A 16318-nucleotide genomic window follows, 5' to 3' on the forward strand; every position below is an offset into this window, starting at 1 on the left:
AGTCTAAAAACTAGTATTAAGACTATCACTTATTTAAGTGATATTGGTTGTCTGGAGATTCAGGGGGCCAGTCTAATGAAATACTTCTTCGTATAGGAAAGGAAATAGACTCAATTGATGATTTAAATAGCGCTATTAGAACCAATGATTATAATGTTGTTAGTATATTGCTAGCCAATATAAAAGCCAAAATGTTTAAAAATGAATTAAATAAAGAAGATATATTGAAACTGATGGCAGCAAGAGAAAAAGTGGCGGGAGCATCAGACAAATGGACGAAGGCATCAGGCTTATATTCTGCGATAGTGAAAGGGCATACGGAGATTGTTGCTGCCTGGATGGAGACAGCTGAAGTGATAGCCAGCCATTATGAAAATGATAAAGATGTAGTGAGAGAACTACTGTCGCTGAGCAGAAATAATGCAGTTTGCTCTTTGTATGTTGCCAGCTATAAGACAATGAGTAAGCAGGTCATTGATGTATATCTGAATGCGGCGATTCGCCTGGCGTTGCAACACGGGTTCACTTTCGATGAAATTGTGGAGCAGTTTACCCGTGACTTTGATGGGAAGTCATTCTCTCATGTGGTAGAGAAAGCGGATGATATATATATAGGACTCTGGCTGAAAATATTCAAAATTGTGGTTGGTGAAAATGAAAATTATCTTAAAGATGTGATGATGCAACTGGAAGCGAAGAATAATGAAGGTAAATCTGTAATAAGTCAGGCAAATGGCAATCCTGTATTTAAAGAACTATTCTGGAAAGCAATAGACGAATTTAACTTTCCGCAAGAGGAGTTTAATCGGCTAAAGCAATATCGTTCTCTGTAAAGACAGGAGTGCAAGATGTTGAAAGTCGCTCCAGCCAGTAGTAAAGGCAGTTTTGGTGCAGGATGCTCATAAAAAAACAAGCGCTGTTCCGTTCTGATAGTAGAACGGAACAGTGCCCTTTATATCAATTTAGACGACTTACTTACCAATACAGAAGCTGGAGAAAATCCGCCCCAGCAGGTCGTCAGAGGTAAATTCCCCGGTGATTTCGCTTAAGTTCTGCTGCGCCAGGCGCAACTCTTCCGCCAGTAGTTCGCCTGCCCAGGCACCTAACAGTTGCGCTTTACCTTGCTGCAAATGCTCCGCTGCCTGTTCCAGCGCCTGTAGGTGGCGACGGCGCGCCAGGAAGCCGCCTTCCATGTTGGTGTCAAAGCCCATGCTCTGTTTGAGATGGTTACGCAGCACGTCCACGCCTTCGCCAGTCCTTGCAGACAGACGAATTAACGCGTGACCGTTCACTTCACTTATTCCCAGCGTTTCGCCGGTGATATCGGCTTTATTGCGCACCACGGTGATCGGCAGTTTCGCGGGCAGACGGGCGATAAATTCCGGCCAGATCTCTGCCGGATCAACGGCGTCTGTCGTGGTGCCATCGACCATAAACAGCACGCGGTCGGCCTGTTCAATTTCCTGCCACGCGCGCTCGATCCCAATACGTTCAACTTCGTCACTGGCTTCACGTAGCCCGGCGGTATCGATGATATGCAGCGGCATCCCGTCAATGTGGATATGCTCACGCAGCACGTCACGCGTGGTTCCGGCGATATCAGTCACGATTGCTGCTTCACGGCCCGCCAGCGCGTTTAACAGGCTAGATTTACCGGCGTTAGGACGTCCGGCAATCACCACTTTCATCCCTTCGCGCAACAAACTACCCTGACGTGCTTCGGCACGCACTGCATCAAGATCGGCAATCACGTCATTGAGCTGAGCTTCAATTTTGCCGTCGGAGAGGAAATCGATCTCTTCATCAGGGAAATCAATTGCCGCTTCGACGTAAATGCGCAAGTGGGTGAGGGCTTCCACCAGATGGTTGACCCGTGCGGAGAATGCGCCTTGCAGCGAGTTAAGTGCCGAACGGGCTGCCTGTTCCGAACTGGCATCGATAAGATCGGCAATCGCCTCGGCCTGGGCTAAGTCGAGTTTATCGTTAAGAAACGCGCGTTCGGAAAACTCACCCGGGCGAGCAATCCGCAGGCCGGGAATGGTCAGAATGCGTTTTAACAGCAGGTCGAGGATCACCGGACCGCCATGACCCTGCAGTTCCAGCACATCTTCGCCGGTGAACGAGTTCGGGCCAGGGAACCATAGCGCAATCCCCTGATCGAGCACGCTGCCGTCTGCGTCTTTAAATGGCAAATAATCGGCGTAGCGCGGCTTAGGCAGTTTACCCAGCACGGTTTCAGCAACTTCTCGGGCTTTGAGGCCGGAGATGCGCAGGATGCCCACACCACCGCGTCCCGGTGGGGTTGCCTGGGCGACGATAGTGTCGTTATGGCTCATGGTTTATCTCATCAATACAAATAAAAAAGGCGGTCAACTGACCGCCCTTATTTTAGCGAAAACTCACCGAATCAGGATTTTTTCTTCTCGCGGCTATGCAGGCCACGTTTTTCCAGACCACGGTAAATCAGCTGCTGCTGGATAATGGTTACCAGGTTGCTGACGATATAGTACAGCACCAGACCTGACGGGAACCACAGGAAGAACACGGTGAAGATGACCGGCATAAAGGTCATGATCTTCTGCTGCATCGGGTCGGTCACTGTGGTCGGCGACATCTTCTGAATGAAGAACATCGTTACGCCCATCAGGATCGGCAGGATGTAGTACGGGTCCTGTGCCGAGAGGTCGTGGATCCACAGTGCAAACGGTGCCTGACGCAGTTCAACGGAACCCATCAGCATGTAGTACAACGCCAGGAAGATTGGCATCTGGATCAGCAGCGGGAAGCAGCCGCCCAGCGGGTTAACCTTCTCAGCTTTGTACAGCGCCATCATTTCCTGGCTGATACGCTGTTTGTCATCGCCCAGACGCTCACGCATCGCCTGAATCTTCGGCTGCAGCATACGCATCTTCGCCATGGAGGTGTACTGCGCTTTGGTCAGCGGGTACATGATGCCACGAACGATAAAGGTGATGATGATAATGGAGAAGCCCCAGTTACCCACAAAGCTATGGATCCATTTCAGCAGTTTGAACAGCGGTTGAGAGATGAACCACAACCAACCGTAATCAACGGTCAGATCCAGGTGCGGAGCAACAGCTGCCATTTTGTCCTGGATTTCCGGGCCAACCCACAGGGTGCTGTTCATCGCGCCAGTCTGACCAGGCTGAACCAGTACCGGCTGAGATTTATAGCCGATAGCGGCGATGCCGTTACCCAGATTAGCGGTATAGAAGTTGTTGGTACCGTCGTTATGCGGGATCCACGCCGTCGCGAAATACTGTTGCAGCATTGCCACCCAACCACCTTTCGAAGAGATGTTCAGGTTTTCGTTATCGGCAATGGTATCGAACTTGTATTTCTCGTACTTCTCGTCAGGCGTAGAGTACGCCGCGCCACGGAAGGTGTGCAGTGCGAAGTTGCTGCTTCCGGTATCGAGATGCGGTGGCAGAGTGATGGATTGCTTCAACTGACCAAATGAGGAGATTTCCAGCGGTTTCTCGCCAGCATTCTGCACGTTGTAGTTGACGTTGACAGCGTAATCACCACGTTTCAGGACAAACGTTTTGGTAAACGTGTTGCCTGCCGCGTCGGTATACGTCATCGGCACCTGCAGTTCGTTTTGACCTTCAGCCAGCACATAAGCGTCTTTTTCAACGTTATACAGCGGACGCGGGCCGTTAGCCGGGTTATCCGGGCCATCACGACCGGTCAGACCGCTCTGTGCCTGATAAATAAACTGCGGTGAAGTTTCCAGCAGCTGGAACGGCTGGGTAGAGTTCAGCTCTTTCGGGTAAGCAGGCAGCAGAGCTTGCTCAACATCACCACCACGGGTGTTGATGGTCAGATCAAGCACGTCGGTCTTAACCGAGATCAGTTTCCCCTGGCCACTGGCCGGTACGCCCTGGTCGGCGGCGCTACCCGCTGCGGTGGTCGTTGTCTGCGTGGTCTGTTGGGCCTGAGGTTGCGGGTTTTTATCCTGCTCCCAGGCTTGCCAGATCATGAAAGACACGAACAGCAAAGCGATGACTAAAAGATTGCGTTGCGAATCCATCGTTAGTGTTCTCTGGTATCAAATGGTCCGGGCGGGACGGGATCGTCACCACCAGGGTGTAAAGGGTGGCATTTTAATACGCGTTTCACCGTCAACCAACTGCCTTTTATCACTCCAAACCTGCGCAATGCCTCAATTCCGTAGCTTGAACAGGTTGGAGTGAAACGACAATGCGGCCCGAGTAGCGGACTAATCAGGCGTTGATAGACCCGAATGAGGGCTATCAGGACCCGCGAGCCAGGCGACAGTGGCGGCGCCATAATTTTTCCAACGCTTCCGAGAGAGCACGGTTATCGAGGTCGGCAACCCCTTTTTTCGCCACCACCACGAAATCCATAGCCGGGAGTTCATGTTGGCGCAGACGGAAGCTTTCACGCGTCAGACGTTTAATCCGATTGCGTTCATGGGCGCGTCGAACGTTTTTCTTGGCGACTGTAAGACCGATACGGGGATGCCCCAGCGAATTCAGGCGGCCGAGAATGGTAATTTGCGGCGTGCCAGCCCGTTGTGGCTGCTGGAAGACGAATGTGAATTGACTGGGAGTTAACAAGCGTAACTCCCTGGGAAATGCGAGCTTAACCACTCAGGGGTTAGCTTTATTACTTAGAAACGGTCAGACGAGCGCGGCCTTTAGCACGACGACGTGCCAGAACCTGACGACCATTTTTAGTAGCCATACGAGCACGGAAGCCGTGAGAACGGTTGCGCTTCAGTACAGACGGTTGAAAAGTGCGTTTCATGGCGATTTCTACCTAAACTTGAATAAATTCAATGGCTTTATTGGATATCCGCCGAAAAATGAAACGATGGACACCGAAGCCATGGGTGATTAAAGAGGCCGGATTGTAATAATTGTACACTCCGGAGTCAATTCTCTTTCCTTATTTACCGCGCTTTTCCGCACCTTTTCGCAGGGAAAACGTACGGCCTCACACCAGTGAAAACCAGCATGGCGCGCCGGGTGGAGGATTATACGGGCTGATGGGTAAAGCGCAAGGATCGTCCTGGATCTTTATTAGATCGATTAAGCCAATTTTTGTCTATGGTCATTAAATTTTCCAATATGCGGCGTAAATCGTGCCCGCCTCGCGGCAGGATCGTTTACACTTAGCGAGTTCTGGATCATCCTGTGGATAAATCGGGAAAATCTGTGAGAAACAGAAGATCTCTTGCGCAGTTTAGGCTATGATCCGCGGTCCCGATCGTTTTGCAGGATCTTGATCGGGCATATAACCGCAGACAGCGGTTCGTGCGTCACCCTCAAGCAGGGTCTTTTCGACGTACGTCAACAATCATGAATGTTTCAGCCTTAGTCATTATCGACTTTTGTTCGAGTGGAGTCCGCCGTGTCACTTTCGCTTTGGCAGCAGTGTCTTGCCCGATTGCAGGATGAGTTACCAGCCACAGAATTCAGTATGTGGATACGCCCATTGCAGGCGGAACTGAGCGATAACACGCTGGCCCTGTACGCGCCAAACCGTTTTGTCCTCGATTGGGTACGGGACAAGTACCTTAATAATATCAATGGACTGCTAACCAGTTTCTGCGGAGCGGATGCCCCACAGCTGCGTTTTGAAGTCGGCACCAAACCGGTGACGCAAACGCCACAAGCGGCAGTGACGAGCAACGTCGCGGCCCCTGCACAGGTGGCGCAAACGCAGCCGCAACGTGCTGCGCCTTCTACGCGCTCAGGTTGGGATAACGTCCCGGCCCCGGCAGAACCGACCTATCGTTCTAACGTAAACGTCAAACACACGTTTGATAACTTCGTTGAAGGTAAATCTAACCAACTGGCGCGCGCGGCGGCTCGCCAGGTGGCAGATAACCCTGGCGGTGCCTATAACCCGTTGTTCCTTTATGGCGGCACGGGTCTGGGTAAAACTCACCTGCTGCATGCGGTGGGTAACGGCATTATGGCGCGCAAGCCGAATGCCAAAGTGGTTTATATGCACTCCGAGCGCTTTGTTCAGGACATGGTTAAAGCCCTGCAAAACAACGCGATCGAAGAGTTTAAACGCTACTACCGTTCCGTAGATGCACTGCTGATCGACGATATTCAGTTTTTTGCTAATAAAGAACGATCTCAGGAAGAGTTTTTCCACACCTTCAACGCCCTGCTGGAAGGTAATCAACAGATCATTCTCACCTCGGATCGCTATCCGAAAGAGATCAACGGCGTTGAGGATCGTTTGAAATCCCGCTTCGGCTGGGGGCTGACTGTGGCGATCGAACCGCCAGAGTTAGAAACCCGCGTGGCGATCCTGATGAAAAAGGCCGACGAAAATGACATTCGTTTGCCAGGCGAAGTGGCGTTCTTTATCGCCAAGCGTCTACGATCTAACGTACGTGAGCTGGAAGGCGCGCTGAACCGCGTCATTGCCAACGCCAACTTTACCGGACGGGCGATCACTATCGACTTCGTGCGTGAGGCGCTGCGCGACTTGCTGGCATTGCAGGAAAAACTGGTCACCATCGACAATATTCAGAAGACGGTGGCGGAGTACTACAAGATCAAAGTCGCGGATCTCCTTTCCAAGCGTCGATCCCGCTCGGTGGCTCGTCCGCGTCAGATGGCGATGGCGCTGGCGAAAGAGCTGACTAACCACAGTCTGCCAGAGATTGGCGATGCGTTTGGTGGTCGTGACCACACTACGGTGCTTCATGCCTGCCGGAAGATCGAGCAGCTGCGTGAAGAGAGCCACGATATCAAAGAAGATTTTTCAAATTTAATCAGAACATTGTCATCGTAAACCTATGAAATTTACCGTAGAACGTGAGCATTTATTAAAACCGCTACAACAGGTGAGCGGTCCGTTAGGTGGTCGTCCTACGCTACCGATTCTCGGTAATCTGCTGTTACAGGTTGCTGACGGTACGTTGTCGCTGACCGGTACTGATCTCGAGATGGAAATGGTGGCACGCGTTGCGCTGGTTCAGCCACACGAGCCAGGAGCGACGACCGTTCCGGCGCGCAAATTCTTTGATATCTGCCGTGGTCTGCCTGAAGGCGCGGAAATTGCCGTGCAGCTGGAAGGTGAGCGGATGCTGGTGCGCTCCGGGCGTAGCCGTTTTTCGCTGTCTACCCTGCCAGCGGCGGATTTCCCGAACCTCGATGACTGGCAGAGTGAAGTCGAATTTACCCTGCCGCAGGCGACGATGAAGCGTCTGATTGAAGCGACCCAGTTTTCTATGGCGCATCAGGACGTTCGCTATTACTTAAACGGTATGCTGTTTGAAACCGAAGGTGAAGAACTGCGCACCGTAGCGACCGACGGCCACCGTCTGGCGGTCTGTTCAATGCCAATTGGTCAATCTTTGCCAAGCCATTCGGTGATCGTGCCGCGTAAAGGCGTGATTGAACTGATGCGTATGCTCGACGGCGGCGATAATCCGCTGCGTGTGCAGATTGGCAGCAACAATATTCGCGCCCACGTTGGCGACTTTATCTTCACCTCTAAACTGGTGGATGGTCGCTTCCCGGATTACCGCCGCGTTCTGCCGAAGAATCCGGACAAACATCTGGAAGCAGGCTGCGATCTCCTCAAGCAGGCGTTTGCTCGCGCGGCAATTCTCTCTAACGAGAAATTCCGCGGTGTGCGCCTGTATGTCAGCGAAAACCAGCTGAAAATCACCGCCAACAACCCGGAACAGGAAGAAGCGGAAGAGATCCTCGACGTTACCTATAGCGGTGCGGAGATGGAAATCGGCTTCAACGTCAGCTATGTGCTGGATGTTCTGAACGCACTGAAATGCGAAAACGTCCGCATGATGCTGACCGATTCGGTTTCCAGCGTGCAGATTGAAGATGCAGCCAGCCAGAGCGCGGCTTATGTTGTCATGCCAATGAGACTGTAATGTCCCTCACCCGCTTGTTGATCCGCGATTTCCGCAACATTGAAACCGCGGATCTCGCTTTATCTCCCGGCTTTAACTTTCTGGTAGGTGCCAACGGCAGTGGCAAAACCAGCGTGCTGGAAGCCATCTATACGCTCGGCCATGGTCGGGCGTTTCGCAGTTTGCAGATTGGTCGCGTCATTCGCCACGAGCAGGAGGCGTTTGTTCTCCACGGGCGATTACAGGGCGAAGAGCGCGAGACGGCGATTGGCTTAACCAAAGACAAACAGGGCGACAGCAAAGTCCGCATCGACGGTACTGACGGGCATAAAGTCGCGGAACTGGCGCACCTGATGCCAATGCAGCTGATAACGCCAGAAGGGTTTACTTTACTCAACGGCGGCCCCAAATACAGAAGAGCATTCCTCGACTGGGGATGCTTTCACAACGAACCTGGATTTTTCACCGCCTGGAGCAATCTCAAGCGCTTGCTCAAGCAGCGCAATGCGGCGCTGCGCCAGGTGACTCGTTACGAACAGCTACGCCCGTGGGACAAAGAACTGATCCCGCTGGCGGAGCAAATCAGCACCTGGCGCGCGGAGTATAGCGCCGGTATCGCGGCTGATATGGCCGATACCTGTAAGCAATTTCTCCCTGAGTTTTCTCTGACTTTCTCTTTCCAGCGCGGCTGGGAGAAAGAGACAGAATATGCTGAGGTGCTGGAACGTAATTTTGAACGCGATCGCCAGCTAACCTACACCGCGCATGGCCCGCATAAAGCGGACTTACGCATTCGCGCCGACGGTGCGCCGGTGGAAGATACCTTATCGCGTGGGCAGCTTAAGCTGTTGATGTGCGCCTTACGTCTGGCGCAAGGAGAGTTCCTCACCCGTGAAAGCGGGCGGCGGTGTCTCTACCTGATAGATGATTTTGCCTCTGAGCTTGATGATGAGCGTCGCGGGCTGCTTGCCAGCCGCTTAAAAGCGACGCAATCGCAGGTCTTTGTCAGCGCGATCAGTGCTGAACACGTTATAGACATGTCGGACGAAAATTCGAAGATGTTTACCGTGGAAAAGGGTAAAATAACGGATTAACCCAAGTATAAATGAGCGAGAAACGTTGATGTCGAATTCTTATGACTCCTCCAGTATCAAAGTCCTGAAAGGGCTGGATGCGGTGCGTAAGCGCCCGGGTATGTATATCGGCGACACGGATGACGGCACCGGTCTGCACCACATGGTATTCGAGGTGGTAGATAACGCTATCGACGAAGCGCTCGCGGGTCACTGTAAAGAAATTATCGTCACCATTCACGCCGATAACTCTGTCTCTGTACAGGATGACGGGCGCGGCATTCCGACCGGTATTCACCCGGAAGAGGGCGTATCGGCGGCGGAAGTGATCATGACCGTTCTGCACGCAGGCGGTAAATTTGACGATAACTCCTATAAAGTGTCCGGCGGTCTGCACGGCGTTGGTGTTTCGGTAGTAAACGCCCTGTCGCAAAAACTGGAGCTGGTTATTCAGCGCGAGGGTAAAATTCACCGTCAGATCTACGAACACGGTGTACCGCAGGCTCCGCTGGCGGTTACCGGCGAGACTGAAAAAACCGGCACCATGGTGCGTTTCTGGCCCAGCCTCGAAACCTTCACCAATGTGACCGAGTTCGAATATGAAATTCTGGCGAAACGTCTGCGTGAGTTGTCGTTCCTCAACTCCGGCGTTTCCATTCGTCTGCGCGACAAGCGTGACGGCAAAGAAGACCACTTCCACTATGAAGGCGGCATCAAAGCGTTCGTTGAATATCTGAACAAGAACAAAACGCCGATCCATCCGAATATCTTCTACTTCTCCACCGAAAAAGACGGTATCGGCGTCGAAGTGGCGTTGCAGTGGAACGATGGCTTCCAGGAAAACATCTACTGCTTTACCAACAACATTCCGCAGCGTGACGGCGGTACTCACCTGGCTGGCTTCCGTGCGGCGATGACCCGTACCCTGAATGCCTACATGGACAAAGAAGGCTACAGCAAAAAAGCCAAAGTCAGCGCCACCGGTGACGATGCGCGTGAAGGCCTGATTGCGGTCGTTTCCGTAAAAGTGCCGGACCCGAAATTCTCCTCCCAGACCAAAGACAAACTGGTTTCTTCTGAGGTGAAATCGGCGGTTGAACAGCAGATGAACGAACTGCTGGCGGAATACCTGCTGGAAAACCCAACTGATGCGAAAATCGTGGTTGGCAAAATTATCGATGCTGCCCGTGCCCGTGAAGCTGCGCGTCGCGCTCGTGAAATGACCCGCCGTAAAGGTGCGCTCGACTTAGCGGGCCTGCCGGGCAAACTGGCAGACTGCCAGGAGCGCGATCCGGCGCTTTCCGAACTGTACCTTGTGGAAGGGGACTCCGCGGGCGGCTCTGCGAAGCAGGGGCGCAACCGCAAGAACCAGGCGATTCTGCCGCTGAAGGGTAAAATCCTCAACGTCGAGAAAGCGCGCTTCGATAAGATGCTCTCTTCTCAGGAAGTGGCGACGCTTATCACCGCGCTTGGTTGTGGTATCGGTCGTGACGAGTACAACCCGGACAAACTGCGTTATCACAGCATCATCATCATGACCGATGCGGACGTCGACGGCTCGCACATTCGTACGCTGCTGTTGACCTTCTTCTATCGTCAGATGCCGGAAATCGTTGAACGCGGTCACGTCTACATCGCTCAGCCGCCGCTGTACAAAGTGAAGAAAGGCAAGCAGGAACAGTACATTAAAGACGACGAAGCGATGGATCAGTACCAGATCTCTATCGCGCTGGACGGTGCAACGCTGCACACCAACGCCAGCGCACCGGCATTGGCTGGCGAAGCGTTAGAGAAACTGGTGTCTGAGTACAACGCGACGCAGAAAATGATCAACCGCATGGAGCGTCGTTATCCGAAAGCAATGCTGAAAGAGCTTATCTATCAGCCGACGCTGACGGAAGCTGACCTCTCTGATGAGCAGACCGTTACCCGCTGGGTGAACGCGCTGGTCAGCGAACTGAACGACAAAGAACAGCACGGCAGCCAGTGGAAGTTTGATGTCCACACCAATGCCGAACAAAACCTGTTCGAGCCGATTGTTCGCGTGCGTACTCACGGCGTGGATACTGACTATCCGCTGGATCACGAGTTCATCACCGGCGGCGAATATCGTCGTATTTGTGCACTGGGTGAGAAACTGCGTGGTTTGCTGGAAGAAGATGCCTTTATCGAACGTGGCGAACGTCGTCAGCCGGTAGCCAGCTTCGAGCAGGCGCTGGACTGGCTGGTGAAAGAGTCCCGTCGCGGCCTCTCCATCCAGCGTTATAAAGGTCTGGGCGAGATGAACCCGGAACAGCTGTGGGAAACCACCATGGACCCGGAAAGCCGTCGTATGCTGCGCGTTACCGTTAAAGATGCGATTGCTGCCGACCAGTTGTTCACCACGCTGATGGGCGACGCCGTTGAACCGCGCCGTGCGTTTATTGAAGAGAACGCCCTGAAAGCGGCGAATATCGATATTTAATGGCGTTAACCATGCGAGCGTGCCTGATGCGCTACGCTTATCAGGCCTACGAGACTCCTGCAATATATTGAATTTGCATGTTTTTGTAGGCCGGAGAAGGCGTTCACGCCGCATCCGGCAAGAAGCTATAAGAAAAGGGCGGAGATCATCTTCGCCCTTTTTATTTCTGCAATCCGCAATTATCATCCCGCAGTTCTATACTTTTTGGGTCAACACGTAACGCTTTACAGGTGATTATAATGGGGCTTTTTGATGAAGTTGTCGGCGCCTTTCTGAAAGGCGATGCGGGGAAATATCAGGCTATTTTAAGTTGGGTTGAGGAGCAGGGCGGTATTCAGGTGCTGCTGGAAAAACTGCAAAGTGGCGGCTTAGGGGCCATTCTCTCAACCTGGTTGAGTAATCAACAGAGCAATCAATCAGTTAGCGGCGAGCAACTGGAATCGGCGCTCGGCACAAATGCGGTGTCCGATCTCGGGCAAAAACTTGGCGTGGATACCAGTACAGCTTCCAGTTTACTGGCAGAACAATTGCCGAAGATTATTGATGCACTCTCACCGCAAGGTGAAGTGCCACCACAAGCCAATAACGATCTGCTTTCCGCAGGCATGGAACTGCTGAAAGGGAAACTCTTCCGCTAAGCAAATGGGGAGCATGCAACCCGCGTTGCATCCCCCTTTTCCCTCGGGTGTTGTACTGATTTTTGAGCGGAATCGCGTTAGCATGGGTCAGGAACCAATCTACCTGGGGAACTCATGGCTATCAAACTCATTGCTATCGATATGGATGGCACCCTTCTGCTGCCCGATCACACCATTTCACCTGCCGTTAAAAATGCGATTGCCGCAGCTCGCGCCCGTGGCGTGAATGTCGTGCTAACGACGGGTCGCCCTTATGCAGGTGTTCACAATTACCTGAAAGAGCTGCATATGGAACAACCGGGTGACTACTGCATTACTTATAACGGCGCGCTGGTACAGAAGGCCGCTGATGGTAGCACCGTGGCGCAAACTGCTCTCAGCTATGACGACTATCGTTTCCTGGAAAAACTCTCTCGCGAAGTCGGTTCTCATTTCCACGCACTGGACCGCACCACGCTGTACACCGCCAACCGTGATATCAGCTACTACACGGTGCATGAATCCTTTGTTGCCACTATTCCGCTGGTGTTCTGCGAAGCGGAGAAAATGGACCCCTATACCCAGTTCCTGAAAGTGATGATGATTGATGAACCCGCCATCCTCGACCAGGCTATCGCGCGTATTCCGCAGGAAGTGAAAGAGAAATATACCGTGCTGAAAAGTGCGCCGTACTTCCTCGAAATTCTCGATAAACGCGTTAACAAGGGTACGGGTGTGAAATCACTGGCCGACGTGTTAGGTATTAAACCGGAAGAAATCATGGCGATTGGCGATCAGGAAAACGACATCGCAATGATTGAATATGCAGGCGTCGGTGTGGCGATGGATAACGCTATTCCTTCGGTGAAGGAAGTGGCGAACTTTGTCACCAAATCCAACCTTGAAGATGGCGTGGCGTTTGCCATTGAAAAGTATGTGCTGAATTAATCTATGGGCGGGCAAACAGCATAAACGCGTTTGCCCGCTTACTGATTATTGGTTTACTGCATATACAACCAGAAATTGCAGCGGTGCAGTAATGATGTCCAGCGTAACAGTCACTGGCAGTAATGCTGCGGAAACACCATCCGGAATGCCTCTGGGTGAATAGTATTCATAAAATCGCACTTTAAATGGATGGTAGAACGCCATCACCTTTGAGTAATCCATGTTTTTATTTTTCTCATGGATTGTGCCTTTTAGGTTTTCCAGTGACCTGGTACAGTGTTGAACACCACAGGCAAAACCATAATGCGTTGCCAGTGCCTTTTCTTCTTCGTTATTCCAGTAGTAGTAAAGCGATATTGTGCCGGTAAATTTCTTTTTCCCCGCATTTAAAACAAATCTTGCGTCATCGGCAACCTGAATATTGTGCCGGTTAAGTGCTGGATCATTGAGCATCTTAACGATGTCATCGGCACCATCAGTGATAAGGTAATCCAGCGATTCCCCTACAAAAACATAGCCTTTTGTTCCATTACTATCTTTTGCCTGCGATAGCCCAGTGATGGTGTCTGACTGCGATTGATACTTTCCTGAACTACCCTTTGCGGTATGGGAAACCAGAGCATACGAGATACAGCCTGAAAGCATCAGCGCCAGTGGGAATAAACTGGCAGCCTTAAAAAATCCCTTAAAATTCAACTTCATGATTAATCCTTTAAACGAGTAGCTAAGCCGTTGAAAGCATACTCTTCTTTCCCTCCTGTTTAGCGCCTGATCTCCCTTTTCAGATTTCTGCCCGATATAAGACCTTTTCTTATGAGGTGTTTTTTTGTGGACTAATATCTGTTGCAAGGCTATGGGTTCGCCCCGGCACTGGTTTATATCTCCGCCGTCGCGTTGATTGGCGCGCTCTCTTACATCCTGCTGGTGGGCGATGTGAAGCGCGTTGGATAATCTTTCAACTGTGGAATATGCGCCACACCACTGCGCATAATCCACTTTCTTAAAGCCGGTGCGGTCAGGCATCGGCTTTTTACTATCTTGCCGAAGAGTTTTAAACGCAGTTTGCGGGTGGCGCGCCAGTAAGCGGCGTTGCTCTTCTCCGGCTGTTTCAGGAACACCGCACGCAGAATCTCTGCGCTATCCAGCGCATAGCTTATCCCCTCCAGCGAGCTGGCGCTGATAAATCCCGCCGCTTCACCAATCAGAAAGGCGTTGTCCTTACCGCAGATAAAATCCTGCCAGCGTGAGGGAAACAGCACTGTGCATTTTTCGCTTTTCACCGCTTTGCCAAACTGGAACTGAAAGGCGCTCATTTTCTCTTTCAGCGTCGCGAAACGCGTCTGTCCGTCTTTCATTGGATAGGCACCACCAAAGATAAAATAACCGTCTTTGCTGATACTCCATGAATAACAGTCAGTTATCGCATTATCAAAGATGCAGGAGTAGAACGGCACCGGATGTTTCTCTGCGAACCACTGCTGGATTGCGACATATTTACGGATTTGATGATCCGGGTAGAGATGTCGCCGCACCATCGAGTTGGCACCATCGGCACCGACCAGATAGCGGGCGGTAATATGCTGCTCCCAGCCGTCTGCACGAAAAATGACATGCCATTTATCATCCTCACGCCAGATTTTTCGACACAGGCTGTCGTGATAAACCTCAACGCTGGCGGGGATCAGCGATTTCATCCACAAGTCGAAAGCATGGCGATTAATATTGATATAGCTTCGCTGGTAGTTACGCGTGAGCGATGCGGCGACGTCGACAGTTTTGACGCTGAAAATCTGTGGATTGGCGATCACATCGACAGGAAGCGTCAGTCCATCGCGAATAAAAGATCGCTGCGCGTCCGGTGCCAGCAGACCGCCGCAGGGTTTGCTGAAACCTTCAGTACCACACTGGTGCTTTTTATCCAGCGCGATCACCTGCATTTTGCCTGCTAACTTTCGCGCCAACGCCGACCCTGCCGGGCCGAGGCCAATAATCGCCACGTCGAAATGTTCCATCTTTTCACTCACATTCATCACGATGGCGAAAGACTATTGTCTGAAAGTGAAGTCCTTGTGAAGTATGATGGCGGGACCCGTTTTGTATCAGGACCGCGCCATGAAACAGATAACCTGTGCTCCCCGTAATCATCTGCTGACCAATACCAATACCTGGACGCCCGACAGCCAGTGGCTGGTATTTGACGTGCGTCCTTCTGGCGCGTCGTTTACCGGCGAGACCATTGAGCGTGTGAATATCCATACCGGTGAGGTCGAGGTTATCTATCGCGCGTCACAGGGCGCACACGTCGGCGTGGTGACCGTTCATCCGAAGTCAGATAAATATGTCTTTATTCACGGCCCTGAAAATCCTGATGAAACATGGCATTACGATTTCCATCATCGACGCGGAGTCATTGCTGAAGGCGGCAAGGTGAGCAATCTCGATGCAATGGATATTACCGCGCCGTACACCCCAGGAGCGCTGCGCGGCGGCAGCCATGTGCATGTCTTTAGCCCGAACGGTGAAAGGGTGAGCTTTACCTATAACGACCATGTAATGCATCAACTCGATCCGGCGCTGGATTTGCGAAACGTCGGCGTGGCTGCACCGTTTGGCCCGGTCAACGTACAAAAGCAGCATCCGCGTGAATACAGCGGTAGCCACTGGTGCGTGCTGGTGAGTAAAACCACGCCCACGCCGCAGCCTGGCAGTGATGAAATCAATCGTGCTTATGAAGAAGGATGGGTAGGAAATCACGCGCTGGCGTTTATTGGCGACACACTTTCGCCAAAGGGCGAGAAAGTGCCGGAGCTGTTTATCGTTGAGTTACCGCAAGATGAAGCTGGCTGGAAAGCAGCAGGTGATGCGCCGTTAAGTGGAACGGAAACAACCCTGCCCGCGCCACCGCGTGGCGTCGTGCAGCGACGTTTAACCTTTACCCACCATCGGGCTTATCCGGGGTTAGTCAACGTCCCGCGCCACTGGGTGCGCTGTAATCCGCAGGGTACGCAAATCGCGTTTTTAATGCGTGATGATAACGGCATTGTGCAACTGTGGCTTATCTCGCCACAGGGCGGCGAGCCGCGCCAGTTAACCCATAACAAAACGGATATTCAGTCTGCATTTAACTGGCATCCATCAGGAGAATGGTTGGGCTTTGTGCTGGATAATCGAATTGCTTGTGCCCATGCGGAAAGCGGGGAGGTTGAGTATTTAACCGAAAACCACGCCAATCCACCTTCTGCAGACGCCGTGGTCTTCTCGCCGGATGGTCAGTGGCTGGCGTGGATGGAAGGCGGCCAGCTGTGGATCACCGAAACTGATCGCTAAA

15 protein-coding genes and 2 pseudogenes are annotated in these 16318 nt (G+C 52.1%); 9 read left to right on the forward strand and 8 right to left on the reverse strand.

Features of this window, described 5'->3' with window-relative positions; genetic code table 11:
* Positions 1-62: 62 nt before the first annotated feature.
* Positions 63-833: pseudogene (locus OQV04_RS15150) on the forward strand (ShET2/EspL2 family type III secretion system effector toxin); the annotation flags it as partial.
* A gap of 138 nt (positions 834-971) precedes the next feature.
* On the opposite strand, the gene mnmE reads toward OQV04_RS15150, so the two are convergent.
* From mnmE to OQV04_RS15180, 6 genes are all read right to left on the reverse strand, one after another.
* Positions 972-2336: a tRNA uridine-5-carboxymethylaminomethyl(34) synthesis GTPase MnmE gene (gene mnmE / locus OQV04_RS15155; RefSeq protein ID WP_032281765.1), complete on the reverse strand. Its 1365-nt coding sequence runs from the start codon at positions 2334-2336 to the stop codon at positions 972-974.
* Positions 2337-2407: 71 nt separating this feature from the next.
* Complete coding sequence (yidC, locus tag OQV04_RS15160) at positions 2408-4054, reverse strand: membrane protein insertase YidC (protein WP_000378250.1); 1647 nt, start codon at positions 4052-4054, stop codon at positions 2408-2410.
* Between the two features lie 2 nt (positions 4055-4056).
* Positions 4057-4314 (reverse strand): membrane protein insertion efficiency factor YidD, encoded by a 258-nt coding sequence (yidD, locus tag OQV04_RS15165; RefSeq protein WP_001307474.1) that lies wholly within the window; start codon positions 4312-4314, stop codon positions 4057-4059.
* The gene (gene rnpA, locus OQV04_RS15170; RefSeq protein ID WP_000239730.1) at positions 4278-4637 is read right to left on the reverse strand and encodes a ribonuclease P protein component; all 360 of its coding nucleotides are present in this window, start codon (positions 4635-4637) and stop codon (positions 4278-4280) included. Before rnpA ends, yidD begins: the two co-directional genes overlap by 37 nt.
* Before the next feature lie 16 nt (positions 4638-4653).
* Complete coding sequence (rpmH, locus tag OQV04_RS15175; RefSeq protein WP_000831330.1) at positions 4654-4794, reverse strand: 50S ribosomal protein L34; 141 nt, start codon at positions 4792-4794, stop codon at positions 4654-4656.
* Between the two features lie 229 nt (positions 4795-5023).
* Positions 5024-5104 carry a protein YsdD gene (locus OQV04_RS15180; protein ID WP_120795392.1) on the reverse strand — a complete coding sequence of 27 codons (81 nt, stop codon included), beginning with the start codon at positions 5102-5104 and terminating at the stop codon, positions 5024-5026.
* Positions 5105-5400: 296 nt separating this feature from the next.
* On the opposite strand from OQV04_RS15180, the gene dnaA reads away from it, so the two are divergent.
* From dnaA to yidA, 6 genes are all read left to right on the forward strand, one after another.
* Complete coding sequence (dnaA, locus tag OQV04_RS15185) at positions 5401-6804, forward strand: chromosomal replication initiator protein DnaA (RefSeq protein WP_000059111.1); 1404 nt, start codon at positions 5401-5403, stop codon at positions 6802-6804.
* Positions 6805-6808: 4 nt separating this feature from the next.
* The gene (gene dnaN, locus OQV04_RS15190) at positions 6809-7909 is read left to right on the forward strand and encodes a DNA polymerase III subunit beta (RefSeq protein WP_000673464.1); all 1101 of its coding nucleotides are present in this window, start codon (positions 6809-6811) and stop codon (positions 7907-7909) included.
* Entirely contained in the window at positions 7909-8982 is a 1074-nt protein-coding gene (recF, locus tag OQV04_RS15195) for a DNA replication/repair protein RecF (RefSeq protein ID WP_000060112.1), read from the forward strand. The genes dnaN and recF overlap by 1 nt, the downstream gene beginning before the upstream one ends.
* A 28-nt stretch (positions 8983-9010) precedes the next feature.
* Entirely contained in the window at positions 9011-11425 is a 2415-nt protein-coding gene (gene gyrB / locus OQV04_RS15200) for a DNA topoisomerase (ATP-hydrolyzing) subunit B (protein ID WP_023308491.1), read from the forward strand.
* A 239-nt stretch (positions 11426-11664) separates the two neighbouring features.
* Positions 11665-12063: a YidB family protein gene (locus tag OQV04_RS15205; protein ID WP_032281876.1), complete on the forward strand. Its 399-nt coding sequence runs from the start codon at positions 11665-11667 to the stop codon at positions 12061-12063.
* 114 nt (positions 12064-12177) lie between these two features.
* Positions 12178-12990, forward strand: a complete 813-nt coding sequence (gene yidA / locus OQV04_RS15210; RefSeq protein ID WP_032281875.1) for a sugar-phosphatase — start codon at positions 12178-12180, stop codon at positions 12988-12990.
* A 45-nt stretch (positions 12991-13035) separates the two neighbouring features.
* Here yidA and yidX read toward each other — a convergent pair whose 3' ends face one another.
* On the reverse strand, positions 13036-13692 hold the full coding sequence (yidX, locus tag OQV04_RS15215) for a protein YidX (RefSeq protein ID WP_000772950.1): 657 nt from the start codon (positions 13690-13692) through the stop codon (positions 13036-13038).
* Positions 13693-13827: 135 nt separating this feature from the next.
* Here yidX and OQV04_RS15220 point away from each other — a divergent pair.
* Positions 13828-13941 (forward strand): annotated as a pseudogene (locus tag OQV04_RS15220) (hypothetical protein); the annotation flags it as partial.
* On the opposite strand, the gene cbrA reads toward OQV04_RS15220, so the two are convergent.
* On the reverse strand, positions 13902-15002 hold the full coding sequence (gene cbrA / locus OQV04_RS15225; RefSeq protein WP_032281881.1) for a colicin M resistance lipid reductase CbrA: 1101 nt from the start codon (positions 15000-15002) through the stop codon (positions 13902-13904). The pseudogene OQV04_RS15220 and the gene cbrA sit on opposite strands and share 40 nt — an antisense overlap.
* A 100-nt stretch (positions 15003-15102) precedes the next feature.
* Between cbrA and OQV04_RS15230 the strand changes: the two genes are divergently transcribed.
* Positions 15103-16317: a DUF3748 domain-containing protein gene (locus OQV04_RS15230; protein ID WP_032281874.1), complete on the forward strand. Its 1215-nt coding sequence runs from the start codon at positions 15103-15105 to the stop codon at positions 16315-16317.
* The last annotated feature ends 1 nt before the right edge of the window (position 16318 follow it).

Origin of the sequence: Escherichia sp. Lx600-2 (assembly GCF_036662595.1) — a bacterium.
Lineage (GTDB): Bacteria > Pseudomonadota > Gammaproteobacteria > Enterobacterales > Enterobacteriaceae > Escherichia > Escherichia coli.